This window comes from Sphingomonas sp. JUb134 (assembly GCF_004341505.2).
Classification (GTDB): domain Bacteria; phylum Pseudomonadota; class Alphaproteobacteria; order Sphingomonadales; family Sphingomonadaceae; genus Sphingomonas.
The window spans coordinates 600,236-625,386 of the sequence record NZ_SLYP02000001.1 but is presented as its reverse complement, the minus strand read 5'-3'; the positions used below and the strand labels follow the sequence as shown (position 1 = coordinate 625,386).

The window sequence follows — 25,151 nt, the reverse complement described above, 5'->3', positions numbered from 1 at the left end:
TGGGAGACGTCCCAGCTCCATCGCTACCGTTCCCCACCTGGGCCCCGGCCTCCGCCGGGGTACGAAGCAGAAGAGAACGGACCCCGACACCCACCCCAAAACCTCGACACGCCCCGACCCCGCCCGCTACAGCGCCCCCATGCCCGCCGATCCCGTGTCCGTTCTCCAGTCGACCTTCGGCTTCCCCGGCTTTCGCGGTGTCCAGGGCCAGGTGGTGGAGCGGGTGCTCGCCGGCCAGCGCACCCTCGCCGTCATGCCCACCGGCGCCGGCAAGTCGCTTACCTACCAGCTGCCCTCGGTAGTGCTCGACGGCACCTGCGTGGTGATCTCGCCGCTCATCGCGCTGATGCACGACCAGCTGCGTGCCGCGACCGCGGTCGGCATCCGCGCCGGCACGCTGACCTCCGTCGACGAAAACCGCCAGGAGACGATCGCCCGCTTCCGCGCCGGCGAGCTCGACCTGCTCTATGTAGCCCCGGAGCGCGCCTCCAGCGGCCACTTCCGCGACCTGCTCGCTCAGGCGCCCTTGAGCCTGTTCGCGATCGACGAGGCGCATTGCGTCAGCGAATGGGGTCACGACTTCCGCCCCGACTATCGCCTGCTGCGCCCGCTGTTCGACCAGTTCCCGGAGGTGCCACGCCTCGCGCTCACCGCCACTGCCGACGCCCACACCCGCGCCGACATCCTCGAGCAGCTGGGCATTCCCGAAGAGGGGATGATCGTCGCCGGTTTCGACCGGCCCAACATCCGCTACGCGATCACCCCGCGCGACAACACCACGCGCCAGATCGCCGACATCCTCGCCGAGCATCCCGGCCCCGGCATCGTCTATGCCCCGACCCGCGCCGCGACCGAGCGGCTGGCCGCCGCACTCTCGACCCCCAAGCGCGAGGTGCGCGCCTATCACGCCGGCCTCGACCCGGCCGTCCGCCAGCGCAACCAGGCGGACTTCGTCGCGAGCGAGGACATGGTGATGGTCGCCACCGTCGCCTTCGGCATGGGCATCGACAAGCCCGACGTCCGCTTCGTCGCGCACGCGGGGCTCCCGAAGTCGATCGAGGGCTATTACCAGGAAACCGGCCGCGCCGGCCGCGACGGCGACCCGGCGGTCGCGCATCTGTTCTGGGGCGCCGACGACTTCGCGCGCGCCCGCCAGCGCATCGGCGAGGTCGAGCCCGAGCGCCAGCCCGGCGAACGCGCGCGCCTCAATGCGCTCGGCGCGCTGGTCGAGACCGCTGGCTGCCGCCGCGCGATCCTGCTCGCCCACTTCGGTGAGACGCCGCCCGACAGCTGCGGCAACTGCGACAATTGCCTCAACCCGCCCGCTGCCGTCGACGCCACGGAAACGGCGCGCAAGTTCCTGTCGGCGGTGTTCCGCACCGGCCAGATGTTCGGCGTCGGCTATATCGAGCAGGTGCTCCAGGGCCAGTCGACCGAGCGCAGCATGACCAACGGCCATGAGGCGCTGTCGGTATGGGGCATCGTCGAGGCGGAGGAAGCGCATCTCCTCAAACCCGTCGCCCGCGCCCTGCTGCTGCGCGACGCCATCCGCGCCAATCCGCACGGCGGGCTCGAGTTCGGCCCCGGCGCGCGCGGCCTGCTGAAAGGCGAGGCGACCCTCAAGCTCGTCCTCCCGCCCAAGCGCGAGCGCCGCCGCCGCGGTGCTGCCGGCGCTACCCCCAACCCGATCGGCAATCCGCTGTTCGAGGCGCTGCGCCGCCGCCGTCGTGAGCTTGCCGAAGAGGCGTCGGTGCCGCCCTACGTCATCTTCCACGACTCCGTCCTGCGCGACATGGCGACGATGCGCCCGTCGAGCCTTCAGGCGCTCGGCCGCATCACCGGCGTTGGCGCGCGCAAGCTGGAGGCGTATGGCGACGCCTTTCTCCAGGTCATCCGCGAGGCAGCATGATCCGCACCATCGACAGCAAGGTCTCCGTCGCCCCCCAGATCCTCCCTGAGCAGATGCCGGACATCGCCGCCGCCGGCTTCGTCGCGATCGTCAACAACCGCCCCGATGACGAAGAGCCGGGCCAGCCCTCCGGAGCCGAGATCCATGCGGCGGCCGAAGCCGCCGGCCTCGCCTACACCGCCATTCCCGTGACCCACGCCGGCTTCGGCCACGGCCAGCTGGACGCGATGCGCGCCGCGCTCGATGCCGCAGATGGCCCGGTGCTCGCCTATTGCCGCTCGGGCACGCGCTCCTGCAACCTGTGGGCGCTGGCCGAGGCGAAGGCCGGCGGCGACCCGGCCGAGCTGGTCGCGAAGGCCGAGGGTGCGGGCTACGACCTGTCCGGTATCCGTCCCACCCTGGACGCGCTGAGCGGCCGGTGAGCCAGCTACGCTAGCATGTCGGACGAACGCTTCGGTCTGCGCCGCCGCGCGCTGCTTGCCGGCCCGCTGCCGCTCGACGGCGGCGCGTCGCTGCCCGCAGTCGAGATCGGCTATGAGACTTATGGCACGCTGTCGCCCGCGGCCGACAATGCGGTGCTGGTCTGCCACGCGCTGACCGGCGACCAGTATCTCGCCTCCGACCACCCCGTCACCGGCAAGCCTGGGTGGTGGACGCGCATGGTCGGGCCCGGCAAGCCGATCGACACCGATCGCTGGTTCGTGATCTGCTCCAACGTGCTCGGCAGCTGCATGGGCTCCTCGGGACCCGCGTCGGTCGATCCCACGACGGGCGAGCAGTGGGGCATGGCCTTCCCGGTCATCACCATCCGCGACATGGTGCGCGCACAAGCCCTGCTGCTCGACCACCTCGGCATCGGCCGGCTGGCAGCGGTGGTCGGGGGGTCGATGGGCGGCATGCAGGCGCTGTCCTGGGCCGCCACCTTCCCCGAGCGCGTCGAGGCCGCCGTGGTGATCGCCGCCACCGCGCGCCATTCCGCGCAGAACATCGCCTTCCACGAAGTGGGGCGCCAGGCGATCATGGCCGACCCCAAATGGCGCAACGGCGCCTATTACGAGAGCGGCGACCCGCCCGCCGCCGGCCTCGCCGTCGCGCGCATGGCCGCGCACATCACCTATCTGTCGGAGGCCGGACTCACCGCCAAGTTCGGCCGCCGCCTCCAGGCGCGCCCCGACGGACAAGCCGGCGCCAAGACCTTCGGCTTCGACGCCGATTTCCAGGTCGAAAGCTATCTGCGCCACCAGGGCCTCGCCTTCACCGACCGGTTCGACGCCAACTCCTACCTCTACATCACCCGCGCGCTCGACTATTTCGACCTCGCCGAGGAGCATGGCGGCATGCTCGCCAACGCGTTTCGCGACACCGCCACGCGCTTCTGCATCGTCAGCTTCGACACCGACTGGCTCTACCCGACCGCCGAGTCGCGCGTGATGGTCCAGGCATTGAACGCCGCCGGCGCCCGCGCCAGTTTCGTCGAGCTCTCCAGCCCCTTCGGCCACGACGCCTTCCTGCTCGAATCGCCCGAGCTCGACCGGGTGGTGCGCGGCTTCCTGACCTGGGGTCGCGCATGACCGACATTTCCATCGACAAGAGCCGCCTGCAACTCGACCGCATCCACGGCTGGCTTTCCACCACCTACTGGTCGCCCGGCATCGCCCGCGATCTGGTCGAGCGCGCGATCGCCGGCTCGACCTGTGCCGGCGCCTATTGCGACGGCACGCAGATCGGCTTTGCCCGCGCCATCACCGACGGCGCGACCTTTGCCTGGCTCGCCGACGTTTTCGTGGACGAGGCGGCGCGGGGCCAGGGCGTCGGCCGTGCGATGGTGTCGCACCTGGTGGAGCTGCCCAAGCTTGCCGGCCTGCGCCGCTGGATGCTGGTCACCCGCGACGCTCACGGCGTCTACCAGTCGCTCGGCTTCGCGCCGCTCGACGATGCCACCCGCTATATGGAGCGGCCAGCCAACGCCGCACCGCTGGCCGTAGCAAACGCATGACCGCGCTACGCCCCGACCTCGCCGTCATCGCCGCCAACGTGGCAGAGGGCGCGCGCGTGCTCGACGTCGGCTGCGGCGACGGCGCGCTGATGGCAGCCTTGCGCGACAGCCGCCACGTAGACGCGCGCGGGCTGGAGATCGATGCCGGCAACGTCGCTGCCGCGGTCGCGCGCGGGCTGTCGGTGGTGCAGGGGGATGCGGACGCGGATCTCGCCGGCTATCCGGACGCGAGCTTCGACTATGCGATCCTCAGCCAGACGCTGCAGACGACGATGCGCCCGCACGTGGTGCTCGACCATCTGCTGCGCATCGGCCGCCGCGCGTTCGTGTCCTTCCCGAACTTCGCGCACTGGCGGGTGCGCGCATCGCTGCTGTGGGGCGGGCGCATGCCGGTCACGCGGCTGCTGCCGGTGCCGTGGTACGAGACGCCGAACATCCACCACGTCACCATCGACGACTTCCGCGCATTCGTGAAAGCGCGCGGGATCACCGTCGAGGACGCCTGGTTCCTGAAGGGCGACCGCCGCACCAGCGCCGCCGCCGCCAACTTCCGCGCCGAACACGCCGTCTTCCTGCTCCGGCGCTAGTCACCTGGAACTGAAGTAAGTCGCATTGTATGCTGGCTCCGCTGATGAGGAGCTTGGCATGGCGAACGCGGGCGGCCGACCGACGATGCCTCTGGTGTTGGAGGCGGAGGAGCGGGACTATCTGGAGCGGCAGGTTCGCCGGCGGCGGGTGTCTCGCTCGATGTCGGAGCGGTGCCGTATTATCCTTCGCTGTGCGGACGGTATTCAGAGCAAGGTTGTCGCTGCTGAGTTGGGCGTGCACGAGCACACAGTCGGTAAGTGGCGACGGCGCTTCCTGAAGGACCGAGTTGAGGGACTGATGGACGAGGCTCGGCCCGGACGACCGAGAACGATCGACGATGATCAGGTTGCTGCCGTGATCGAGCGCACACTCCGCTCCACGCCAACTGACGCGACCCACTGGTCGATACGCTCGATGGCGGGTGCGACCGGCTTCTCCCACACGACGATCCGGCGCATCTGGTCGGCCTTTGGGCTGCAACCGCATCGGTCGGAGACGTTCAAGCTGTCGAGCGATCCCCTGTTCGTGGAAAAGGTCCGCGACATTGTCGGGCTCTATCTCTCCCCGCCTAACCGCGCGTTGGTGCTCAGCGTCGACGAGAAGAGCCAGATCCAGGCGCTCGATCGAGAGCAGCCGGTCCTGCCGATGATGCCAGGAGTACCCGAGCGGCGCACTCACAGTTACGTCCGTCACGGCACGACCTCGCTGTTCGCAGCGCTCGACATCGCTTCGGGGTTCGTGATCGGCAAATGCTACAAGCGTCATCGCGCCGCCGAGTTTCTGGACTTCCTTAAGCAGATCGACGCCCAGGTGCCGCCCGATCTCGATGTCCACATCATCATGGACAATTACGCGACCCACAAAACCGCGCTCGTCCGGGCCTGGCTCGCCCGCAGGCCGCACTATCATGTGCATTTCACGCCGACTTCGGCTTCGTGGATCAACCAGGTCGAGCGCTGGTTTGCCGAACTTACCCGCAAGCAACTGCGCCGCGGCGTCCATACCTCCACCAATCAGCTCGAGCAGGACATCCGTGCCTTCATCGAGCGCCACAACGAGAACCCGAAGCCCTACCGATGGACCAAGTCCGCCGACGAGATACTCGCCTCCGTAAAGCGCTTCTGCCAAGCCGCAGACCGTACGTTATGCGGCGAACTTTAGATTCAGGTGACTAGGGCGCTCCACACGTAACTCAAACCCCGGCGAAGGCCGGGGCCCAGTTGCGGTGTCGCCCGACTGGGGCACCCGCCTGCCTCCCCTCTCACGTGCTCCTGCGAAGGCAGGAGCCCAGGGTCCCGGGCGCCAACAGCCGTTGTCCTGCTTGGCCCTGGATCCCTGCCTGCGCAGGGGTACGGTTCTTGCCGGGCGTATCGCACGCACAAAAAAGGGGCCGCGCGGCCCCCTTTTCGTTCGCATCGGAATCGCGATCAGAACGGCACGTCGTCGTCCAGGTCGTCGCCGAAGCCGCCGCCGAAGCCGCCACCACTGCTGCCGCCGCCCGAGCGACCACCACCGCCACCGCTACGCCCGCCGCCGCTGTTGAAGCTGCCACCACGACCGCCCGAGCCGCCGCCGAAGTCATCACCACCGCCGAAGTCGTCGCCACCGCGGCTACCGCCGCCGCCACCCTGGCCGCCGCCCGGACCGTCGAGCATGGTCAGCACCGAATTGAAGCCCTGCAGCACGATTTCGGTCGAGTATTTGTCCTGGCCGTTCTGGTCCTGCCACTTGCGGGTCTGCAACTGGCCTTCGATGTAGACCTTCGATCCCTTGCGCAGGAAGCGCTCGGCGACGTTCGCCAGGCCTTCGTTGAAGATCGCGACCGAGTGCCACTCGGTCTTTTCCTTGCGCTCGCCCGAGTTGCGGTCCTTCCACGATTCGGACGTGGCGATGCGCAGGTTCACCACCTTGCCGCCGTTCTGGAAGCTGCGCGATTCCGGGTCGCGGCCCAGGTTGCCGACCAGAATGACCTTGTTGACGCTGCCGGCCATGATGTCTCCATTAACTTTGAAAATGCGGGCGCGCGGGGCAATCGGTCGCAGCGACGTATGCCGGCCGGCGCGGGTGCGCTAGACTAGGCGGCATGGCCGAGATCATCAACCTGAACCGCGCGCGCAAGGCACGCGCCCGCGCCGAAAAGGCAGCAGAGGCCGACGCCAACCGCCACCGCTTCGGCCGCACCAATGCGCAGAAGGCGGCGGAAGCGCAGGACCGCGACCGGGCCGAGCGCACCCTCGACGGGGCGAGGCGCGACGAAACACCGGAGTAATCCCCAACCCAATACCCCGGCGAAGGCCGGGGCCCAGTTGGAAAGCTGGCTGTAAGGGCGCGCGCCGCTTCAAATTCCATCGCAACTGGACCCCGGCCTTTGCCGGGGTACGACCCACGCTATGCTTCGCGATCCTTCGTGCTCCCGCGAAGGCGGGAGCCCAGGGTTCCGAACCTACCCGTCGTTGCTCTGCTGGACCCTGGATCCCCGCCTGCGCGGGGATACGGCTACAACCCCAGCGCCACCGCGCTCCAGTACGTGATCCCCGCCGCCGCATAGGCGAGCCCGAACAGGTACGCGAGCATCAGCCCCGGCACCCGCCACCCGTTGGTCTCCCGCCGGGTGACCGCGATCGTCGAGAGGCACTGCGGCGCGAACACGAACCAGGCGAGGAAGGCGAGCGCGGTCGGCAGGCTCCACCGGCCCGACAGCCGCCCGCCCAGTTCCTGCGCACCCTGTTCCTCGTCGGCCGCATCGATCGCATAGACGGTCTGGAGCGCCGACACCGCGACCTCACGCGCCGCCATCGCCGGGATCACCGCCAGCGACATCTCGTGGTTGAAGCCGATCGGCTTGAGCACGACCTCCAGCCCCGACGCGATCCGCCCGGCGGCCGAATATTCGCTCTGCTTCACGCCCTCCGGTGCGACCGGATAGGAGGCGAGCAGCCACAGCGCGATCGTGACGGTCATGATCGTCGTGCCCGCACGCCGCAGGAACACATAGCCGCGATGCCACAGCCCCAGCGCCACGTCGCGCAGCGACGGCATCTGGTAGCGCGGCATCTCCATCATGAAGCCGCCGCCCTGGCCCTTGGCCAGCGTCCGCCGCAGCACGAAGGCGGCGAGCACCGCGCCGACGATGCCGGCGAGGTAGAGGACGAACAGCACCAGCCCCTGCAAGCCGACTCCCGGCGCCACCTGCCGCGCGGGGATGAACGCGCCGATGATCAGCGCATAGACCGGCAAGCGCGCCGAACAGGTCATCAGCGGCGCGATCAATATGGTGGTCAGCCGCTCCTTGGGATCGTCGATCGCGCGCGTCGCCATGATGCCGGGGATCGCGCAGGCAAAGGAGGAGAGCAGCGGGATGAACGCACGCCCCGACAGCCCGACGCTCGCCATCAGCCGGTCCATCAGGAACGCGGCGCGGACCATGTAGCCCGATGCCTCCAGCACCAGGATGAACAGGAACAGGATCAGGATCTGCGGCAAGAACACCACGACGGAGCCGACGCCGTTGATGATGCCCTCGACCAAAAGGTCGCGTAGGAAATTCTCCGGCAGCGTCGCCACCGCCGTGTCGGCGAGCCAGCCCTGCAGCCCCTCGATCCAGCCGATCGGCGCTTCCGACCAGCTGAACACGGCCTGGAACATCACGAACATCAGCGTGAGCAGGATGATCGGCCCGAACACCGGGTGCAGCGCGATGGCGTCCATCGATCGCGTCACGGCACGCGCACGCGGCTGCTCGGTGATCGCGACGCCTGCGACGCGGCGCGCCTCGCGCTGGAAATGGCGGATGTCGGCGTCGAAGCTGTCGAGCGGCGGCGGCAGCGTCGCGGGCGCACCCGCCAGCACCTCGGCCAGCGCGTCGCGCAACGCATCGAGCCCGCGCTTGCGCACCGCCACCGTCGGCACCACCGGGCAGCCGATCTCGGCCGACAGCGCGTCGAGGTCGAACTTCAGCCCGTCGCGCTCGGCCATGTCGACCATGTTGAGCGCGACCAGCATCGGCCGGTCCAGCGCCTTCAATTGGAGGACGAAGCGCAGGTGATTGTCGAGGTTGGTGGCGTCCGCCACCACCACCAGCACGTCGGGCAGCCGCTCGCCCTGCTGGCGGCCGAGCACGACGTCGCGGGTCACCGCCTCATCGGGGCTGGAGGGGTCGAGGCTGTAGGTGCCGGGCAGGTCGACCAGCTCGACCGGCCGGCCGTCGGGCAGCGCCATGCGCCCGGAATGGCGCTCCACGGTCACGCCCGGATAATTGCCCACCTTCTGGCGCGCGCCGGTGAGCGCGTTGAACAAGGCGCTCTTGCCGGCATTGGGGTTGCCGACGAGCGCGACCAGCGGTGGGTGGTTCATGATCCTGTCCGAAAAGGCCTCAGTCGACGGCCAGGGTGACGCGAATGGCGGCGGCGACATGGGGGCGCAGCGCCACCATCATCCGCCCGATGCGACAGGCGACCGGCCCGCCGCCGAGCCATGCGCGGTGCAGCAGCTCGATCTCCACGCCCTCGTCCAGGCCGAACTCGCGCAGCCGCCGCGCCTCGGCGGGCTGCAGCGCATCCCAATCCACCCCCGCCACGCGCGCATGCTGGCGCTGGGCGAGGTGCGAGAGGCTGGCGTTGGGCGAAAGCATTGCGAGTGATTATCAATAGTTGACGCGGAAGGCCAGCTTTTTCGTTTTCAAACGGCCGGATAGCGCAGCCGGCCGATGAAGCGCGACAGGCTCAGCCGCCGCTCGCTCGACGCCCGGCCGACCCATTGCGCCTTGGCCTTTTCGAACTGCATGATGTTGTCGATCCGCCGCGACAGGAACGCGCGGGTATCCGCCCAGCCCTCGCTCTCGTCGTCCAGGAACACGGTGACCGTACTGCCATAGACCGCCCCCAGCGTCGCGCGCTTGGTATAGTGGTTATAGTCGGTCGCGGTGTCGCCCGCGAGCCGCCACATCAGGTCGACGCTGCGCCAGCCCAGCCGCGTGGCACGCGCCAGGTTCTGCGGCATCGCCAGGATGGCGAGCGCCCGGCGCAGTGCCTCCCGCTGAGGCGCGACCGCCGCGAGTCGCGCCTCGACCAGCGCGGTGATGCGCTGGCGGATCTTCATCGCAGCGAGCGTGTCCGCGGGCAGCCGCTCCATCATCAGCCGGTCGATATGCGCGAACCAGGCGTCGATCATGTCGAGGGGGCTCGGCATCGCCGCGCGGGCGACGTCCGGGTCGATACCCAGCTGCTCGGCCGCCATGGTCACCGCGGCCGGCGCCCAGCCGTCGAACGCGGCGTTCGCGGCCACCACCGGCGCCAGCGCAGCGCGCAGTTCGTCCAGCGTCGCGTCTTCGAATGCTGCGGTCGCCATCGCGGCCTCCTTCATGGGATCAGGCCACCGATCTAGTCTGCCCGGCGGCAGGCGCAACCTTCGGCTCGCGCCGGACCAGCACCAGCGCGGCGGCGACCAGCAGCGCGCCGATCAGGTCGGGGATACCCGGCCGCTCGCCATAGACCGCCCAGCCGATCCCGCCCGCCACGATCGGCTGGAGCAGCAGCGTGATGCCGATCACCAGCGGCGGCAGGCGGCCGAGCGCATAGATCATCAGCCCCTGGCCGAACACCTGGCTGACCAGCGCCAGCCCGATCAGCGGCCCCCAGCCGGCCACGTCCAAAGGTACCAGCCGCTCGCCGAGCCCAATCGCCAGCACCAAGAGCGGCGCCATGGTCGCGACTCCCGACAATGCCAGCGCCGGCATCGGCGGCACCGCCGCGCGCACCCGCGCCATGCCGATAAAATAGACCGCGTAAGCCAGCCCCGCGAACAGCGCGAGCAGGTCTCCCACCAGATGCGCGTGCGACAGCTCCGCCGACCGGCCGAGCAGCATGCCCCCACCGACCATCGCCAGCAGCAGCGCTGCGACCTGCGGTCGGCTCGGCCAGGCGCGCGCGATCAGGAAGCCATAGACGGGGTAAATCAGCGTCGCCGAATTGGCGAACAGCGTCGCGTTGGCGAGCGTCGTGCGGTGGATGCTCACGTTCCACGTCGCGAGGTCCGCGGCAAAGGCGAGCCCCGCCACCAGCAGCACCGGCCAGAAGGCGAGCCCCCGCCGCAACGCCCCGGGATTGGCGATCGCCGACCAGGCGAGCAGCGCCGGCATCGCCAGCGCCAGCCGCCAGAAGCCGGCGGCGACCGGCCCGGTCTCGGCCAGTCGCACCAGCCACGGGCCCATCGCCAGCGTCAGGTTGGCGACCACCGCGGCCGCCAGCCCCATTCCGCGGCTCTCCGACGTCATCGGCTCAGCCGCGGCGCCGGATCAGGCGAAGCGCTGGCGCAGCGCCAGCATGGCGAGCGCCGCCTTGGCGGCTTCCCCGCCCTTGTCCTTGTCGTTGCGATCGGCGCGGGCCAGCGCCTGCGCCTCGTTCTCGACGGTCAGGATGCCGTTGCCGATCGGCAGGCCGTCCATCGCCAGCGCCATCAGCCCGCGCGCGCTTTCGTTGGCGACGATCTCGAAATGATAGGTCTCGCCGCGGATCACCACGCCCAGCGCGACATAGGCGTCGAACTGGCCCGTCTCGGCCGCCATCGCCACCGCGCCCGGGATCTCCAGCGCGCCCGGCACGGTGACGATCTCGTAATCCTGCCCTGCCTCCTGCAGCGCGGTGCGCGCGCCGTCGAGCAGCAGGTCGTTGAGGTGGTCGTAGAAGCGCGCTTCGACGATCAAGATGCGGGCCATGTCAGCGCTCCGTGTCGATGGGACGCTCGCCGACGATCGACAGGCCATAGCCGTCGAGCCCGACGAGGGTGTGATGGGTGTTGGTGAGCAGCACCATTTCGGCGACGCCCAGTTCGTTGAGGATCATGGCGCCTACGCCATAGTCGCGCAGCTGGTCCATGTCGGTGGGCGCAAGCTCGCCGGTGCGCGCCTGCATGGCAACGGTGAACTGGTCGAGCCGCGGCTTGTTGATCACCACGATCACGCCCGCACCTTCCTCGCCGATGATCTCCATCGACCGGCTGAGCAGCTCCGCGCGGCGCCCCGTCTCGCCGAAGATGTCGGCGAAGGGCGACATCGCGTGCATGCGGACGAGGGTGGGTTTGGTGGGGTCGATGCGGCCCTTCACCAGCGCGACCTGCTCGCTGCCGGTCGCCTTGTTCCAGAAGGTCATCGCCGTCCACTCGCCGCCCCAGCGGCTGGTGAAGCGGCTTTCCGCCCGCTTCTCGACCAGATGGTCATGGCGGCGGCGATAGGCGATCAGGTCGCGGATGGTCCCGATCTTGAGGCCGTGCAGCTGCGCGAAGCCGACAAGGTCGTCCAGGCGCGACATGGTGCCATCCTCGTTCATGATCTCGCAGATCACGCCCGCGGGATTGAGCCCGGCGAGCCGCGCCACGTCGACCGCCGCCTCGGTATGGCCGGCGCGCACCAGCACGCCGCCGTCGCGCGCGATGAGCGGGAAGACATGGCCCGGGGTGACGATGTCGGCCGCGCCCTTGGTCGAATCGACCGCCACCGCGATGGTGCGCGCACGATCGGCCGCGGAAATGCCGGTGCTCACCCCTTCCTTCGCCTCGATCGAGACGGTGAAGGCGGTCTCGTGCCGGGTGCCGTTGTTGCGGCTCATCAGCTCCAGGCCGAGTTCCTCGACCCGCGGCTTCGACAGCGCCAGGCAGACGAGGCCACGGCCGTGCGTCACCATGAAGTTGATCTTCTCCGGCGTCGCCATCTGCGCCGGGATCACCAGGTCGCCTTCATTCTCCCGGTCCTCGTCGTCGACCAGGATGAACATGCGCCCGTTGCGCGCCTCGTCGATGATCTCCTCGGGCGAGGAGAGGAAGCCGTGGCGGAGCCGCGCGGGTTCCAGGGAGCCGGGTTCAGGCAGCGCCATGCTGCGTCCTTTCACGATAGCGCTCCATGCGCTGGAGATAGCGGGCGAGCACGTCGATCTCGAGATTGACGGCCTGCCCCTCGGTGATGTCGGCAAAGGTCGTGACCTCGGCCGTATGGGGAATGATGTTGAGGCCGAAGCGCGTCCCCTCCGGCCCGTCCTCGACGCTGTTGACGGTCAGCGACACGCCATCGACCGTGACCGAACCCTTGGCGGCCAGATACGGCGCGATCTCGGGGCCGGCCAGGATGGTGACGCGATGCGACCCACCCTCCTGGGTAACCTCGGTCACTTCGCCCAGCCCGTCGACATGGCCGGTGACGATGTGCCCGCCGAGTTCGTCGCCGAGCTTCAGCGCGCGTTCCAGGTTCAGCCGGCGGCCGGCGGTCCACTGGTCGCGGGCGGTGCGCGACACGGTTTCCCCGGACACGTCGACCGCGAACCAGCCCGGCCCCTTGTCGACCACGGTCAGACACACGCCCGAACAGGCGATCGACGCGCCCAGGTCGACGGTTGCGGTGTCATAGCTTGTGGCGATGCGGACGCGCAGGTCGCCCGTCTGCTCTACGGCCTCGATGGTGCCGATGTCGGTGACGATTCCGGTGAACATATCAATCTCGCTCGCGCTCGTAGACTTCGCGCCGGTCGCTGCCAAGCGAACGCGCCTCGATAAACCGCCATCGGCCATGGGCCTCGGCCAGGCTGGACAGGCCGATGTCGCCCACCGCCGACGTCCCCGCGCCGATCAGGATCGGCGCCCGATAGAAGAGCAGCCGGTCGACCAGGTCGGCGGTCAGGAAGGCAGCGGCCGCACCCGCCCCGCCCTCCACCAGCAGATGATCGACACCGTCCAGCGCGCCCAGATCGGCCAGATCGTGCAGCGCCTCCCACCCTTCCGGCACCGTCCCGCGGGTCAGCAGCAGCCGGCGCGGGCTGCGATGCTCCAGCCCGGGCAGGCGCACGTCCAGCCGCGGCGCATCCGCTTCATAGGTACCGCGCCCGACCAGGATCGCCTCGTGCCGGGCACGCTCGCGATGCACGTCCGCGCGCGCCTCCGGCCCGGTGATCCAGCGGCTCTCGCCCGAGGGCAGCGCGATCCGCCCGTCGAGCGAGGTCGCAAGCTTCAGCGTCACATGCGGTCGCCCCAGCGCCAGGCGGGTCAGGAACCCCGCCATGCTGCGCCGCGCCTCCCCCGTGCACACGCCCTCGGTCACCGCGATCCCGGCAGCACGCAGCCGGGCGATGCCCTGCCCATTGGTGCGGGGATCGGGGTCCGTCAGCGCCACCACCACGCGGGCCGGCTGTGCCGCGACGATCAGGTCCGCGCAGGCCGGTCCCCGCGCGGAAACATGCGCGCACGGCTCCAGCGTCACATAGAGCGTCGCGCCCTTTGCGGCCTCGCCCGCTTCAGCCAGCGCCACCGCCTCGGCATGCGGGCGCCCGCCCGGCTGGGTCCGCCCCTGCCCGACCACGCGACCCTCGGCGACGATCACGCAGCCGACATTGGGGTTGGGTGCGGTCTGGCCGCGGCTGCGCTCGGCCAGCGCCACCGCCTCGCCCATCCAGCGTACATCGTCGGTCGTGTGGGCCAAGGAGGTCAAAGCCCCCAGGCGGTCATGCCGTCGTCGAGCTTCTTGAACTCGGCCTGGATCCGCGCGCGCCGCTTCTCCAGCTCGGCGATCTCCTTCTGGCGCTTGGCCTCGTCGATCTTCTGCTGGGCGCGGATCTCCTCGTCCGTGCGGTCGAGCCGCCAATCCTGGACGTAGATGATCTCGCGCTTGTACGGCCGCTCGAAGTGGGAATCATGGACGAAGGCCCAGATCCACAGGCCGGTGATCGTCACCGCCAGCGCCAGGAACGCCCATTGATGCGGCCGCCGGTGCGACAGGAACAGTCGCAGGTCATGGTACGCACGCAGCGGCGACAGGTGGCGCAGGATTCTCATGGGCCTTCCAGATAGGCGTCACCGCCCTCGGCCACCAGCCCCTGCGCCGTCCCTTCAGTTCTCCATCTCGAAACGCACCGTCATCACCCGCCAGCTCTCGACGGCGACGCCGTCGCGCGTCGCGGCACGAAAGCGCCACTTCGACAGCGCCTGCCGCCGGGTCGCCTCCCAGAACGCGTCGCTGGTGGCGCGCACCGGCTCGACCGCGGTCACCCGCCCATCGGCGCCGATCCGCACCCGCACCGTGACCACGCCGTCCCGCTCGGCGCGGCGCTCGGCGGGCGGGTAGGCCGGCTGGAATGCGTCTTTGTACCGCGGGTCGGGCGCGGCATCGACCAGCACCGGCATCGGCTTGGGCGGGTCGACGGCGACCCCCGTGCCCGTCCCGCCGGGCGTCCCCGTCGTGGTCGGCGGCGGGGTGATCGGCAGGGTCGGATCGCTCGCCATCACCGTTTCGTCAGGCCGCGGCAGGTCGATGAGCGGCTTCGGCAGGAAGGGAAGCGTCTGGGGCGGGGGCTGAACCGTCTTTTCCACCGGCTGCGGCTCCGGCTTCACCTCCGGCGGCGTCGGCGGCAGCGGGATGGCGGTCGTGTTCAGCGCCGGGTCCTCATAGCGGACCACGGAGACCGATCCGGCCAGCAGCATCGCGGCGAGCAGGCCGCCGTTGATCGCCAAGGCAACGCCCATGCTGGCAGGGTGGAAGCGGCGTTCGGAAGCATAGCGATTCGCGTACATCGGCTTCTCCTCGTTCGGGCCCTCCAAGGGCCGAGCAGGCGATGGTACATCATAACACTGCAGACGCAATGGCGCGCGTCTTCGCGCCACTTCGGGAGCACTCCACCCTCCCGGCCTCCTATACCGCCGCAGGCGAAACCTCTGCAAAGCGCTGACGTGCTCCTGCGAAGGCAGGAGCCCAGGGTCCAAGCACCGCACGTCGTTGCTCTGCTTGGCCCTGGATTCCTGCCTGCGCAGGAATACGGATGACCAAAGGCAGCCCCTGCCACGGCGGAGGATACGCCCTAGCCGACCTCCACCTACCCCGCGGCGCGCAGCCGTGCGATCGCCGCGTCGCGCCCGATCAGCGGCAGCAGCGCCGCCATGTCCGGCCCATGCTCGCGCCCCGTCAGCGCCAGCCGCAGCGGCAGGAACAGCGCCCGCCCCTTGCGCCCGGTCGCCTGCTTGAGCGCCCCCGTGAGCGCCGCCCAGCTCGGCTCCGCCCAGTCGATCGACTCGGCCACCCCAGCGGCCTCGGCGACGAACGCACGATCCTCGTCCGACAGCGCCGGCACCGCGATCGGCCCGGTCACCACCTGCCACCAGTCCGCCGCCTCGGCCACGGTCGACAGGTTCGCGCGGATCGCCTCCCAGCCCGTTCGGTCCATGCCCTCGGGCAGCTCTGCCTGCACCCGCTCAAAGTCGAGCTGGTGGACGATGCGCGCGTTGAGCGCCTGCAACTCCGCCTCGTCGAACCGCGCCGGCGCCCGCCCGAAGCGTGCGAAGTCGAAGCCGGCGATCAGCGGCGCCCGGTCGACCAGCGGCTCCACCGGATCGCTGGTGCCCAGCCGCGCCAGCATCGCCACCACCGCCTCGGGCTCGATCCCCATCGCGCGGAACTCGTCGACCCCGGTCGCCCCCAGCCGCTTCGACAGCTTGCCCTCCGCACCGGTCAGCAGCGCGACATGCGCGAACTCGGGCAGTTCCGCGCCCAGGCTCTCGAACATCTGGATCTGGGTCGCGGTGTTGGAGACATGGTCCTCGCCGCGGATCACCGTCGTCACGCCCATGTCGATGTCGTCGATCACCGAGGGCAGCAGATAGAGCCAGCTGCCGTCCGCGCGCCGCACGACGGGATCGCTCAGCCGCGCCGCCTCGAACCGCTGCTCGCCCCGCACCAGGTCCTGCCAGCCGATCGGCGCGTCGTGGTCCAGCCGGAACCGCCAATGCGGCCGCCGCCCCTCGGCCTCCAGCCGCGCGCGGTCCGCGTCCGTCAGCGCCAGCGCCGCACGGTCGTACACCGGCGGCAGCCCGCGCCCCAGCAGCACCTTGCGCCGCAGGTCCAGCTCCTCCGGCGTCTCGTACGCCGGATACACCCGCCCCGCCGCGACCAGATCGGCAAGGCAGGCCTCATAGCGATCGAACCGTGCCGACTGGCGTTCCTCGCCCGCCACGTCGATCCCCAGCCAGGCGAGATCGGCGCGGATCGCGTCCACGAACCGCTCCTCGGATCGCGCCGCATCGGTATCGTCGATGCGCAGCAGCAGCCGGCCGCCATTCGCCTTGGCATAGAGCCAGTTGATCAGCGCCGCGCGCAGGTTGCCGAGGTGGAGCCGCCCGGTGGGGCTCGGCGCGAAGCGGGTGGTAAGGGTCATGCGCCGAGCCTGTAGAGCGATTCCGCCGCCGGTGGAATTGGCACCAACCAACACCCCTCCCTGCAAGGGAGGGGCCGGGGGGTGGGTTGGCAAGCGAAGCGAAGCCGCTCAACGCCAGCCCCGTGCGGCGCGGCGCCAACGGAAAGCCCGCCGCCATCCGGCAACGCGGAACGCCGCCGAGTACCTCGGCGGCACCCACCCCCAGCCCCTCCCTAAGAGGGAGGGGAGAAGGCGCACTCACCGCTGCTTCGCCCCCACCTGCCCCAGCCCCGTCGCCGTCCAATAGATGCCGCCCAGCAGGTGCTGCAGGTACCGCTCGTCCCGGTACATCTCCGCCTGGTGCCCCAGCAGCGTCACGAACACGCGCCCCTGTTCATGCCGGTGGTACCAGGCCTCCGGGTGGTGCGCGCCCATCCGCCGGCCGACCTGCCCCGGCCAGATCCGCGTCGGGTCATAGCTCGCCTCGTCCACCTCCAGCACGGGGTTCACCGCCACCCGGTGCGGGTTCTCGGTCACGTAGAACTCGTCGCTCCAGATCCACCGATCCGGCAGGCCGAAGCTGGCGGGAAAGCCCTTGTCGGCGACGGTGACCACGCCCGTCTGGATCTTGGGGTGGTTGACGAAGGACCGGCCGACCAGCCGCTCGTACCAGGGCCACGCCCCCGGCGGCACGATCGCGGCCCGGTGCACCACCATCGCGTTGCCGCCGCCGCGCATATAGGCCTCGAACCGCTGGCGCTGCGTCGCACTCAGCTGCTCGGCCGGCGTGTTCAGGAACAGCACCGCCGCATAGGGGCTGAGGTCGCCGTCAAACACCGCCGGGTCGCTCGTCCAGGTCAGCCCGATCGAGTGCAGCCGCGCCAGCTTTTCCAGGCTCTCGCGCGCGACCGGGATGTATTCATAGTGATAGGTGCTGGGCGTCGCGATCACGAGCAGCTTGAACTGGTCCTCGGCCGACGCCGTGCCCGGCATCAGCCCCCAGACCAGCACCGCCAATAGCCGCAGGATCGCCTTCATCGCCTTCTCCCCCTGTCGCCCCCTTGTAGCGAACCCGCGCCCCGGCGCGAGGTCCACCTTGGTCGCAGGGCGGCTCAACAGGAGGCGCTAGCGAACCGCCGCGGTCCGCAACTCGTGCACGCGCAACCGCGGGAACACCTCTTCCAGCGGCTTGCTGTCGGGCAGCACATAGACATAGCCGCCCTTCTTGGCGAACTGCGGCCGCAGGAGCTTGCCGTAGAACGCCCGGGGCACGTTGATGCAGCCGAAGGTGACGCGATTGTCCTCCGCCGTCGGCGACAGCATCCGCTCGCGGCGGCGCTCCTTCTTGGCCGCATCCGCCGGGATCGTGTGGATCGCCACCGAGGTCGCATAGTCCACCCACAGGATCCGCTCCTTGCGGAACGGGATGCCGAACTTCGCCAGGAAGCGCCCGGCCGGCGTGGTCTTCTCGGCAGGGCCGATCTCCGCCAGCTTCTTGCTGCCGACGCCCGCGGTGGCATCATCGCCCAGCGCGATGCCGATCAGCACCGGCTCCTGCGCCAGCTGCTCGCCCTTCGCGTCGAACAGCAGCATCGTGGCATTGGGCTTGTCGATGATCGCGAACGGGAGCCCGTGGTTGTCGCCCGATGCCGTCACCCAGTCGGCGACGCGGCTGGCGTCGGCCGAACGAACCGTCCCGGCCTCGGCCTCGAAGCTGGGGGCTTCCAGAGCCGGTGCTTCCTGGGATTGCGCAACCGCTGCGGCGGGAGCGGCCAGTGCGATGCCGGCCAGCACCCGGAGAAAAAAGGTCATCAAATGCAGATACTCGAAATCCGGCCGTCCCGTAAGGGACGACCGGATGCTGTTGACGGGCGGTGCGATCAGTGGCGCGGGCGCTTCGGCCGAGCCTCCTGCGCCTGGAGCCGCTGCTCCACGCCATCCACGCGGCCGTTGATCTGGTCGATCCGCTGGCCGTTCGCCTGCGCCTCGGCCAGCGCCGCCTTGGCGGTGCCGTCGGTCTCCTGCAGTCGCGCCTCCAGCGTGTCGACCCGCTGGCTCACCGGCGCGATCTGCTCGCGGACGTACGACTTGGTCGCACAGCCGCTCAGCCCCACACCAGCCACCAGGACGATCAGGGCAGGTGCGAATTTAGAGGCATTGAATGACATCGTAGTTCTTTCACTCGTTGATCTGCCGGAACAACCAAGCTGACGGAGGAAAGTTCAACAATCCCGATTGGGTTCGGATGTGCATTGCGTCAGATCAACCGACAGTGTTGCACCGTTTCAACACTTTCCTGAACATCTATTCATCTACCTGAACTGTTGTTCATCTAGCTGAACGGCTGTTCATCTCTGCACATCACAACCAAGATCGCGGCTAGTTTTTGCCCTTGCGTCCGGCTCCTGCCGAGAAGGGGTCGATCGGGATCCCGTTGGACGGTTCCTTTTCGCGCGCACCGCCCGCGGGCTTGCCGCGCTGGCCCTCGACGCAGCGGCGCAGTTCGGCGACCGCGGCGCCGCTTCCATCCAGGCTCAGCCGCTCGACGGGCACGTTCCCGCGAAAGATCTGCAGCGTGGGGGAAGCGGCGAAGTGCGCCGGGAACTTCGCGCCGAAATCGGTGACGAACCCCTGCTTCCCGCCAGAGGCCATGCCCACCGCGAAATGCTTGGGAAAGCTCGCCTTGGCGAGGCGGAAGGTGAGTTCCAGCCGGTCCTTCGGCTTGATCGACCAGTTGGCGTTGAGCACCGTCAGGTGGTTGGTGCCGTCGACCTCCAGCCCCAGCAGCAGTGTCGTCCGCCCGGCGCGATCATATTCGCGCGTCAGGAAGCAGCCCTTGCCGTCCCGGCTCGCCGCCACCGTCCAGGCCCCCACCTCGCGCGTCGCATAGTCGCCCGCGACGGCCGGCACCCCGGCGAGCAGCCCCACCGCAGCCCCAAGCGCGGCAAGCCCCGGCCGCAGGCCCGCCCGGTCCCGGCTGGCAACATCGATCGGTCGTCGTGGCGATCCCATGCGCATCCTTCTCCAACCCGTTCCGCCGGCAGCGACCCATCGCACCGGCACCCGGTGCCGTTCCCTACCGGCATTGAAGCAATGCTGAACGCGCGAAGGCGGCGGAGGGTGTCAGGTGGTGAGCGCGGGCGGCTATGATTGGGCCGTTTGCCGACGGTCTGCTCCTGAAGTCACAGCGGCGTAAGCAGTCTGTCAGGCCTTACCTATCTTGGTCGAAGCACCGAGATCGGTAGTCTCCGCCTAAAATGCATACTGCTCAATTTGCGGTGCGATGTGCTCTTTCCAATAGGGCACGAGCGGGGCGACCGTCATTTGATAGATTAGCCAGCACGCATAGATTGCATCCGCGCTAAAGCTCAAACCATCCGTGAGTTTGCCATGCGCAGCTTCGTGGCGAAGGGCAGGACCGGGGCGGTAGTTAAACAGCAAGTCGATCTCGTGAACGAGATCCACGCCAAAAACGCCCTCCATCTCTTTGCGCATGTGGACGAGGAGACCGCTCAAGGATCGATCGTCCTGCGTGAGGTCAGACATCATCTTTGCGCTATGCACATTGGCATTCTTCAGGACATAGCGAATGGCGTTTTCAAGCTGGGGAATGAGGATATTCGCCGCGGATATAAAATCGCCTTCGAACATCCGCGCGAAGCCAAGCGAGAATGTGTGGTGATAGCCGTTTTCCACGAACGGGCTGTTATAGACGATCGGTAGGAAATGCCGCTGCTCTAGGGTCAGGACCCATTGATGTGAGCGTCGCGATCTGATTCAGGCTCCGCAAGGAGACCGGGATGAGTGACCTGTTTTGGCTGACGAACGAGCAGATGGAGCGGCTGCGGCCGTTCTTTCCCAAGAGCCACGGGAGGCCGAGGGTAGACGATCGGCGGGTGCTGAGTGGCATCGTATTCGTCAATCGCAACGGGCTGCGCTGGCGAGATGCACCCGGCGAGTACGGCCCGCACAAGACGCTGTACAATCGGTGGAAGCGTTGGGGCGAGGCCGGTGTGTTCACGCGAATGATGGAAGGTCTGGCTGCAGCCGGCGCCGAGCCGCAGACGGTCATGATCGACGCAACCTACCTGAAGGCTCACCGCACGGCATCGAGCCTGCGGGTTAAAACGTATGGCTCGCCCCGTCGGCAAGCGGTTTGTGTCTGATGTTCTGAGCAGTCTGCGAAAACGTATCCGGCCTTCCAACACGAGGTTGTTGGCCAAGATGGAGATCCGCGCGTCCTGGTCCTCATAAAGGGGCCGGCATCGAGTGCCATTTTTAGCCATAGGGTTCCGGGACACCGGTCGACTGTCAGGCCATCTTTCACTCACCTCCCGCAGACATCATTTAGCTGGCGCAAGGCGCGCCGGCCGAGCTTGTTCAGGCTGCTTGTGCAACCGGATCGTAGGTGCGCTCGTGTCGCAGCAGCGCCCACACGATACGCGCCATCTTGGCGGCCAATGCCACCACGACGGTGTTGTGATGAGAACGTGAGAGGAGACCGCGCAGCCAGGCGCCAAGTCGCGTATCGCTCTTGCTCATGACCGGCAGGGACGCACGCGCACCTTGGATCAGGTTCTTGCGCAGGTAACGGCTCCCACGTTTGGTGATACCGAGCAACCGCGGCTTGCCTCCGGTCGTTGCCTGCCGCGGCACCAAGCCCAGCCATGCGGCAAGGTCGCGCCCGCGCCCGAAGGTCCGGGCATCCCCGATCGCTGCCACCAGCGCAGTGGCATTAAGCGCACCGATGCCGGGAATGGTCAGCAATCGCCGTGTCCGTTCATCCGCCCGAGCCGCATCGGTGAACTCGGCATCGAGATCTGCGATCCGTTCGTCGAGCGCGCTCCAGCGCAGGCGCATGTCGCTCACCAGCCGGTGAATGCGGGAGCCGAGTACCGGTTCGTCACCATCCAGCATCTCACCCAGCCGAAGGGCAAGCTTTGCACGCCCCTGTGGGACGATGTAACCGCGTTCGAGGAGGAGGCTCCTGATCTGGTTCATCAGGGAGGTGCGGTCTCCGACAAGCTGGTCACGGATACGATGGAGCGTCTGCATGTCGAGTTGCTCCTCGGTCTTTAGCTCGACAAACCGCATAGTCGGCCGTGTCGCCGCCTCGGCGATCGCCTCGGCATCACGATCATCGTTTTTCTGCGCCTTGACGTAAGGGCGGACGTATTCCGGCGACATCAATCGTACCGCATGGCCTTGTCGCGCCAAGGCACGTCCCATGTGATGCGCACCGCAGCAGGCCTCCATCGCCACAACGCAGGCCGGCAAGGTCGCCGCGTAGGTGATGACTGTCTCGCGCCGCATTCGTCGGCGGACGACAACCTTGCCAATTGCGTCCAGCCCAACCACGCTGCAGCTGTTCTTGCCAAGATCGATCCCGAGCACAGAAATGTCCATGACCTTCGCTCCTTCCGCAAACGACCCGCTGTCGTGAAGCAACAACGGTTCAGATAAGGGGCGAGCCATCCATAAAGGGGATCTTGGCCGCCTGATCGGCCGCACCAAAGGCGGCATGAACACCAAGCTTCACGCCATCGCCGATGCGAACGGGCGCCCCTTGAGCTTCTTCATGACCGCGGGCCAGGTCAGCGACTACACCGGCGCGGCAGCGCTACTCGATGACATGCCGAAGGCGCAGTGGCTGCTTGGTGATCGCGGCTACGACGCCGACTGGTTCAGGGACGCCCTCCAGGCTAAAGGCATCCAACCCTGCATCCCAGGCCGCAGGTCGCGCAACGAACCGATCCGGTACGACAAGCGCCGCTATCGGCGTCGCAGCCGCATCGAGATCATGTTCGGCCGCCTCAAGGACTGGCGCCGGGTCGCTACCCGCTACGACCGCTGCCCCACCGCCTTCTTCTCCGCAATCGCCCTCGCTGCCACCGTCATCTTCTGGCTGTGATCAACGAGTCCTGACCCTAGTCACCTGGAACTGAAGTAAGTCGCATTGTATGCTGGCTCCGCTGATGAGGAGCTTGGCATGGCGAACGCGGGCGGCCGACCGACGATGCCTCTGGTGTTGGAGGCGGAGGAGCGGGACTATCTGGAGCGGCAGGTTCGCCGGCGGCGGGTGTCTCGCTCGATGTCGGAGCGGTGCCGTATTATCCTTCGCTGTGCGGACGGTATTCAGAGCAAGGTTGTCGCTGCTGAGTTGGGCGTGCACGAGCACACAGTCGGTAAGTGGCGACGGCGCTTCCTGAAGGACCGAGTTGAGGGACTGATGGACGAGGCTCGGCCCGGACGACCGAGAACGATCGACGATGATCAGGTTGCTGCCGTGATCGAGCGCACACTCCGCTCCACGCCAACTGACGCGACCCACTGGTCGATACGCTCGATGGCGGGTGCGACCGGCTTCTCCCACACGACGATCCGGCGCATCTGGTCGGCCTTTGGGCTGCAACCGCATCGGTCGGAGACGTTCAAGCTGTCGAGCGATCCCCTGTTCGTGGAAAAGGTCCGCGACATTGTCGGGCTCTATCTCTCCCCGCCTAACCGCGCGTTGGTGCTCAGCGTCGACGAGAAGAGCCAGATCCAGGCGCTCGATCGAGAGCAGCCGGTCCTGCCGATGATGCCAGGAGTACCCGAGCGGCGCACTCACAGTTACGTCCGTCACGGCACGACCTCGCTGTTCGCAGCGCTCGACATCGCTTCGGGGTTCGTGATCGGCAAATGCTACAAGCGTCATCGCGCCGCCGAGTTTCTGGACTTCCTTAAGCAGATCGACGCCCAGGTGCCGCCCGATCTCGATGTCCACATCATCATGGACAATTACGCGACCCACAAAACCGCGCTCGTCCGGGCCTGGCTCGCCCGCAGGCCGCACTATCATGTGCATTTCACGCCGACTTCGGCTTCGTGGATCAACCAGGTCGAGCGCTGGTTTGCCGAACTTACCCGCAAGCAACTGCGCCGCGGCGTCCATACCTCCACCAATCAGCTCGAGCAGGACATCCGTGCCTTCATCGAGCGCCACAACGAGAACCCGAAGCCCTACCGATGGACCAAGTCCGCCGACGAGATACTCGCCTCCGTAAAGCGCTTCTGCCAAGCCGCAGACCGTACGTTATGCGGCGAACTTTAGATTCAGGTGACTAGCGGGAAGGTACTCATGACAAATCGTCGCGCGGGATCGATCAAGCCACCGACGACCTGCTGACGGTGTATCTCGCAAGCTAGTAACGATTGCGCCTTGTACCAGTCGGTCTTGTCAGCATCAGCATCGGGCTTGGCCTCGGTTTGTGCATAGACTTTGCCCTCGCGATCGGCGTGACTTCCTCCGAACATCGAACTCATTATAAATTTCTCGGAAGATTCGTCTGCGTCGCGTTCGAGCGATTCCTTGGATTGGGGCCGGCTCAACAAAGCGAACTGCATCAGAATATCGGGTAGAGTGAGGGTCTTGAACAGCGCGACAGTGCCGCTTGCCAGCTCGGATATGTCCGACTGATATGGAATGCCGGCAAAGTCATCGAGCGAGGCATCCTCAAGCTCGCGCAACTCTTTCCGCAGCTCTGCAATGCGCTCCTTGTTGCCGCCAAACCGCCGTAGCTTATCGATCGCCACCCGCACCCAATGCGCTTCAGCCGAGGCTTGTGCGACCTGAGAGCGCATTTTAAGATCTTGCTCGACAATGGCATCCTGCGCGCGCTTCTGATTGCCCTTGTCATCAAGCTTCGCATAGCCGCGCTCGGCGAGCTTCCAAACGCCTTGAACGGCCATCGGATAGTCTCGATCTCCAGTATCGGAGACGATCGCTTCCGCACCCTGCAGTATCTTCTCCCACCCGAAAATATCGTAGCCCAGTGCAATGTCGGCGACATGGCAGAAGGCAACATAGGAGTGCGCCTCAACGCACGCGCAAAAGAGTGTGTCGAGAAGTTCGATTATGGAGGAAGGTAGGGCGCTGATCTTGTGGACTCGCGCTGCCACACTCATCATGCGTGTGGCGATGTCGGCCATGTCGAGAAGGTGGGTGTCATCGCCATGTGTGCGATGCAGCTCACCGGCAATCCGACGCTTTATTATTTCGCAATAGGCCTCAACCGCCAGCTTACCAACATCACCGCGCTTGCGATCATTGTACCAGGCAAGGTCTGCAAGACGCGCCCTCAGCACCGGATGATCGACGGTGGCCGCAAATTCGGCAAGTATCGTGCTTTGCTCGCCGCGAAAATCGCTCGCAGTGCAGGTACGCCCTCCCGGCCCCTGGAACATTGGCCCAAACGGCTCGGCGCGGTCATGCACCCTCAAGTGGATATCGAGAATATCATGGAGCAGGCTCAGAGTTCTGCGCCGCGCTTCATCGCCCGCTTCCTCGGCATCTGCCCGCGCTTCGCGTAGCGGCTTGGTCAGAGCGAAGGGATCGCTGCCCTCATTTCCTGCGAGTAAGGCGTTTACATCAAGCGCCTTGAGGTCGTCTAGCGAGATGACCTTAAGTTCAGCTTGAGTCTTAGTGCCGTCATTAGCCATCTCAATAATTGTAAACTCG

27 protein-coding genes and 2 pseudogenes are annotated in these 25,151 nt (G+C 67.5%); 10 read left to right on the top strand and 19 right to left on the bottom strand.

Features of this window, described 5'->3' with window-relative positions; translation table 11 throughout:
• Positions 1-139 precede the first annotated feature (139 nt).
• From recQ to EDF69_RS02820, 6 genes are read left to right on the top strand one after another with little or no spacing between them, the layout of a single operon-like run.
• Positions 140-1,909 carry a DNA helicase RecQ gene (recQ, locus tag EDF69_RS02845; RefSeq protein ID WP_132883889.1) on the top strand — a complete coding sequence of 590 codons (1,770 nt, stop codon included), beginning with the start codon at positions 140-142 and terminating at the stop codon, positions 1,907-1,909.
• Positions 1,906-2,331, top strand: coding sequence for a TIGR01244 family sulfur transferase (locus tag EDF69_RS02840; protein ID WP_132883888.1), 426 nt, complete (start codon positions 1,906-1,908; stop codon positions 2,329-2,331). Before recQ ends, EDF69_RS02840 begins: the two co-directional genes overlap by 4 nt.
• Positions 2,332-2,346: 15 nt before the next feature.
• On the top strand, positions 2,347-3,480 hold the full coding sequence (gene metX, locus EDF69_RS02835) for a homoserine O-acetyltransferase MetX (protein ID WP_132883887.1): 1,134 nt from the start codon (positions 2,347-2,349) through the stop codon (positions 3,478-3,480).
• Entirely contained in the window at positions 3,477-3,905 is a 429-nt protein-coding gene (locus EDF69_RS02830) for a GNAT family N-acetyltransferase (RefSeq protein ID WP_132883886.1), read from the top strand. The genes metX and EDF69_RS02830 overlap by 4 nt, the downstream gene beginning before the upstream one ends.
• Entirely contained in the window at positions 3,902-4,492 is a 591-nt protein-coding gene (metW, locus tag EDF69_RS02825) for a methionine biosynthesis protein MetW (RefSeq protein WP_132883885.1), read from the top strand. Before EDF69_RS02830 ends, metW begins: the two co-directional genes overlap by 4 nt.
• Positions 4,493-4,550: 58 nt before the next feature.
• On the top strand, positions 4,551-5,654 hold the full coding sequence (locus tag EDF69_RS02820; RefSeq protein WP_132884640.1) for an IS630 family transposase: 1,104 nt from the start codon (positions 4,551-4,553) through the stop codon (positions 5,652-5,654).
• 266 nt (positions 5,655-5,920) lie between these two features.
• Here EDF69_RS02820 and ssb read toward each other — a convergent pair whose 3' ends face one another.
• Complete coding sequence (gene ssb / locus EDF69_RS02815) at positions 5,921-6,484, bottom strand: single-stranded DNA-binding protein (RefSeq protein ID WP_125962463.1); 564 nt, start codon at positions 6,482-6,484, stop codon at positions 5,921-5,923.
• A 92-nt stretch (positions 6,485-6,576) separates the two neighbouring features.
• Here ssb and EDF69_RS02810 point away from each other — a divergent pair, with 92 nt between their 5' ends.
• A complete protein-coding gene (locus EDF69_RS02810) occupies positions 6,577-6,762 on the top strand; it encodes a DUF4169 family protein (RefSeq protein ID WP_132884559.1) in 186 nt (61 codons plus the stop codon).
• A gap of 227 nt (positions 6,763-6,989) precedes the next feature.
• Here EDF69_RS02810 and feoB read toward each other — a convergent pair whose 3' ends face one another.
• The 16 genes from feoB to EDF69_RS02730 form a co-directional block, all read right to left on the bottom strand.
• Positions 6,990-8,846, bottom strand: a complete 1,857-nt coding sequence (gene feoB, locus EDF69_RS02805; RefSeq protein ID WP_132884558.1) for a ferrous iron transporter B — start codon at positions 8,844-8,846, stop codon at positions 6,990-6,992.
• 19 nt (positions 8,847-8,865) lie between these two features.
• On the bottom strand, positions 8,866-9,123 hold the full coding sequence (locus EDF69_RS02800; RefSeq protein ID WP_125962466.1) for a FeoA family protein: 258 nt from the start codon (positions 9,121-9,123) through the stop codon (positions 8,866-8,868).
• A gap of 47 nt (positions 9,124-9,170) precedes the next feature.
• On the bottom strand, positions 9,171-9,839 hold the full coding sequence (locus EDF69_RS02795; RefSeq protein ID WP_239555264.1) for a COQ9 family protein: 669 nt from the start codon (positions 9,837-9,839) through the stop codon (positions 9,171-9,173).
• 19 nt (positions 9,840-9,858) lie between these two features.
• Positions 9,859-10,764, bottom strand: a complete 906-nt coding sequence (locus EDF69_RS02790; protein ID WP_132884556.1) for a DMT family transporter — start codon at positions 10,762-10,764, stop codon at positions 9,859-9,861.
• Positions 10,765-10,785: 21 nt separating this feature from the next.
• A complete protein-coding gene (ribH, locus tag EDF69_RS02785) occupies positions 10,786-11,205 on the bottom strand; it encodes a 6,7-dimethyl-8-ribityllumazine synthase (protein ID WP_239436535.1) in 420 nt (139 codons plus the stop codon).
• A 1-nt stretch (position 11,206) separates the two neighbouring features.
• The gene (ribB, locus tag EDF69_RS02780; protein ID WP_132884555.1) at positions 11,207-12,358 is read right to left on the bottom strand and encodes a 3,4-dihydroxy-2-butanone-4-phosphate synthase; all 1,152 of its coding nucleotides are present in this window, start codon (positions 12,356-12,358) and stop codon (positions 11,207-11,209) included.
• Complete coding sequence (locus tag EDF69_RS02775) at positions 12,345-12,968, bottom strand: riboflavin synthase (protein WP_132884554.1); 624 nt, start codon at positions 12,966-12,968, stop codon at positions 12,345-12,347. The genes ribB and EDF69_RS02775 overlap by 14 nt, the downstream gene beginning before the upstream one ends.
• A gap of 1 nt (position 12,969) precedes the next feature.
• The gene (ribD, locus tag EDF69_RS02770; RefSeq protein WP_425336573.1) at positions 12,970-13,950 is read right to left on the bottom strand and encodes a bifunctional diaminohydroxyphosphoribosylaminopyrimidine deaminase/5-amino-6-(5-phosphoribosylamino)uracil reductase RibD; all 981 of its coding nucleotides are present in this window, start codon (positions 13,948-13,950) and stop codon (positions 12,970-12,972) included.
• A 5-nt stretch (positions 13,951-13,955) separates the two neighbouring features.
• The gene (locus EDF69_RS02765) at positions 13,956-14,303 is read right to left on the bottom strand and encodes a hypothetical protein (RefSeq protein ID WP_125962472.1); all 348 of its coding nucleotides are present in this window, start codon (positions 14,301-14,303) and stop codon (positions 13,956-13,958) included.
• A 54-nt stretch (positions 14,304-14,357) separates the two neighbouring features.
• Positions 14,358-15,038, bottom strand: coding sequence for an energy transducer TonB (locus tag EDF69_RS02760; RefSeq protein ID WP_239555262.1), 681 nt, complete (start codon positions 15,036-15,038; stop codon positions 14,358-14,360).
• Positions 15,039-15,337: 299 nt separating this feature from the next.
• Complete coding sequence (gltX, locus tag EDF69_RS02755) at positions 15,338-16,672, bottom strand: glutamate--tRNA ligase (protein WP_132884553.1); 1,335 nt, start codon at positions 16,670-16,672, stop codon at positions 15,338-15,340.
• A 237-nt stretch (positions 16,673-16,909) separates the two neighbouring features.
• Positions 16,910-17,689 carry a ThuA domain-containing protein gene (locus EDF69_RS02750; RefSeq protein WP_132884552.1) on the bottom strand — a complete coding sequence of 260 codons (780 nt, stop codon included), beginning with the start codon at positions 17,687-17,689 and terminating at the stop codon, positions 16,910-16,912.
• A gap of 87 nt (positions 17,690-17,776) precedes the next feature.
• A complete protein-coding gene (locus EDF69_RS02745; RefSeq protein WP_132884551.1) occupies positions 17,777-18,463 on the bottom strand; it encodes a L,D-transpeptidase in 687 nt (228 codons plus the stop codon).
• A gap of 68 nt (positions 18,464-18,531) precedes the next feature.
• Complete coding sequence (locus tag EDF69_RS02740) at positions 18,532-18,819, bottom strand: hypothetical protein (protein WP_129342666.1); 288 nt, start codon at positions 18,817-18,819, stop codon at positions 18,532-18,534.
• A gap of 211 nt (positions 18,820-19,030) precedes the next feature.
• Complete coding sequence (locus tag EDF69_RS02735; RefSeq protein WP_239555260.1) at positions 19,031-19,663, bottom strand: hypothetical protein; 633 nt, start codon at positions 19,661-19,663, stop codon at positions 19,031-19,033.
• A 240-nt stretch (positions 19,664-19,903) separates the two neighbouring features.
• On the bottom strand, positions 19,904-20,347 hold the full coding sequence (locus EDF69_RS02730; protein ID WP_132884549.1) for a DUF4209 domain-containing protein: 444 nt from the start codon (positions 20,345-20,347) through the stop codon (positions 19,904-19,906).
• A 104-nt stretch (positions 20,348-20,451) separates the two neighbouring features.
• On the opposite strand from EDF69_RS02730, the pseudogene EDF69_RS02725 reads away from it, so the two are divergent.
• Positions 20,452-20,796 (top strand): annotated as a pseudogene (locus tag EDF69_RS02725) (transposase); the annotation flags it as partial.
• A gap of 235 nt (positions 20,797-21,031) precedes the next feature.
• Here the strand turns inward: EDF69_RS02725 and EDF69_RS02720 are convergent.
• On the bottom strand, positions 21,032-22,057 hold the full coding sequence (locus tag EDF69_RS02720) for an IS110 family transposase (RefSeq protein ID WP_132884636.1): 1,026 nt from the start codon (positions 22,055-22,057) through the stop codon (positions 21,032-21,034).
• 67 nt (positions 22,058-22,124) lie between these two features.
• Between EDF69_RS02720 and EDF69_RS02715 the strand changes: the two are divergent.
• Together EDF69_RS02715 and EDF69_RS02710 are read left to right on the top strand one after the other, a co-directional pair.
• A pseudogene (locus EDF69_RS02715) lies at positions 22,125-22,562 on the top strand (IS5 family transposase); the annotation flags it as partial.
• A 78-nt stretch (positions 22,563-22,640) separates the two neighbouring features.
• Positions 22,641-23,744, top strand: coding sequence for an IS630 family transposase (locus tag EDF69_RS02710; protein WP_132884640.1), 1,104 nt, complete (start codon positions 22,641-22,643; stop codon positions 23,742-23,744).
• A 2-nt stretch (positions 23,745-23,746) separates the two neighbouring features.
• Here EDF69_RS02710 and EDF69_RS02705 read toward each other — a convergent pair whose 3' ends face one another.
• Positions 23,747-25,132 carry a DUF7380 domain-containing protein gene (locus tag EDF69_RS02705; protein ID WP_132884610.1) on the bottom strand — a complete coding sequence of 462 codons (1,386 nt, stop codon included), beginning with the start codon at positions 25,130-25,132 and terminating at the stop codon, positions 23,747-23,749.
• Between the last annotated feature and the right edge of the window lie 19 nt (positions 25,133-25,151).

Coding starts and splice junctions, on each gene's coding strand:
- recQ (WP_132883889.1), top strand. CDS start 140: ATGCCCGCCGATCCCGTGTCCGTTCTCCAGTCGACCTTCGGCTTCCCC.
- EDF69_RS02840 (WP_132883888.1), top strand. CDS start 1,906: ATGATCCGCACCATCGACAGCAAGGTCTCCGTCGCCCCCCAGATCCTC.
- metX (WP_132883887.1), top strand. CDS start 2,347: ATGTCGGACGAACGCTTCGGTCTGCGCCGCCGCGCGCTGCTTGCCGGC.
- EDF69_RS02830 (WP_132883886.1), top strand. CDS start 3,477: ATGACCGACATTTCCATCGACAAGAGCCGCCTGCAACTCGACCGCATC.
- metW (WP_132883885.1), top strand. CDS start 3,902: ATGACCGCGCTACGCCCCGACCTCGCCGTCATCGCCGCCAACGTGGCA.
- EDF69_RS02820 (WP_132884640.1), top strand. CDS start 4,551: ATGGCGAACGCGGGCGGCCGACCGACGATGCCTCTGGTGTTGGAGGCG.
- ssb (WP_125962463.1), bottom strand. CDS start 6,484: ATGGCCGGCAGCGTCAACAAGGTCATTCTGGTCGGCAACCTGGGCCGC.
- EDF69_RS02810 (WP_132884559.1), top strand. CDS start 6,577: ATGGCCGAGATCATCAACCTGAACCGCGCGCGCAAGGCACGCGCCCGC.
- feoB (WP_132884558.1), bottom strand. CDS start 8,846: ATGAACCACCCACCGCTGGTCGCGCTCGTCGGCAACCCCAATGCCGGC.
- EDF69_RS02800 (WP_125962466.1), bottom strand. CDS start 9,123: ATGCTTTCGCCCAACGCCAGCCTCTCGCACCTCGCCCAGCGCCAGCAT.
- EDF69_RS02795 (WP_239555264.1), bottom strand. CDS start 9,839: ATGGCGACCGCAGCATTCGAAGACGCGACGCTGGACGAACTGCGCGCT.
- EDF69_RS02790 (WP_132884556.1), bottom strand. CDS start 10,764: ATGACGTCGGAGAGCCGCGGAATGGGGCTGGCGGCCGCGGTGGTCGCC.
- ribH (WP_239436535.1), bottom strand. CDS start 11,205: ATGGCCCGCATCTTGATCGTCGAAGCGCGCTTCTACGACCACCTCAAC.
- ribB (WP_132884555.1), bottom strand. CDS start 12,358: ATGGCGCTGCCTGAACCCGGCTCCCTGGAACCCGCGCGGCTCCGCCAC.
- EDF69_RS02775 (WP_132884554.1), bottom strand. CDS start 12,968: ATGTTCACCGGAATCGTCACCGACATCGGCACCATCGAGGCCGTAGAG.
- EDF69_RS02765 (WP_125962472.1), bottom strand. CDS start 14,303: ATGAGAATCCTGCGCCACCTGTCGCCGCTGCGTGCGTACCATGACCTG.
- EDF69_RS02760 (WP_239555262.1), bottom strand. CDS start 15,038: ATGTACGCGAATCGCTATGCTTCCGAACGCCGCTTCCACCCTGCCAGC.
- gltX (WP_132884553.1), bottom strand. CDS start 16,672: ATGACCCTTACCACCCGCTTCGCGCCGAGCCCCACCGGGCGGCTCCAC.
- EDF69_RS02750 (WP_132884552.1), bottom strand. CDS start 17,689: ATGAAGGCGATCCTGCGGCTATTGGCGGTGCTGGTCTGGGGGCTGATG.
- EDF69_RS02745 (WP_132884551.1), bottom strand. CDS start 18,463: ATGACCTTTTTTCTCCGGGTGCTGGCCGGCATCGCACTGGCCGCTCCC.
- EDF69_RS02740 (WP_129342666.1), bottom strand. CDS start 18,819: ATGTCATTCAATGCCTCTAAATTCGCACCTGCCCTGATCGTCCTGGTG.
- EDF69_RS02735 (WP_239555260.1), bottom strand. CDS start 19,663: ATGGGATCGCCACGACGACCGATCGATGTTGCCAGCCGGGACCGGGCG.
- EDF69_RS02720 (WP_132884636.1), bottom strand. CDS start 22,057: ATGGACATTTCTGTGCTCGGGATCGATCTTGGCAAGAACAGCTGCAGC.
- EDF69_RS02710 (WP_132884640.1), top strand. CDS start 22,641: ATGGCGAACGCGGGCGGCCGACCGACGATGCCTCTGGTGTTGGAGGCG.
- EDF69_RS02705 (WP_132884610.1), bottom strand. CDS start 25,132: ATGGCTAATGACGGCACTAAGACTCAAGCTGAACTTAAGGTCATCTCG.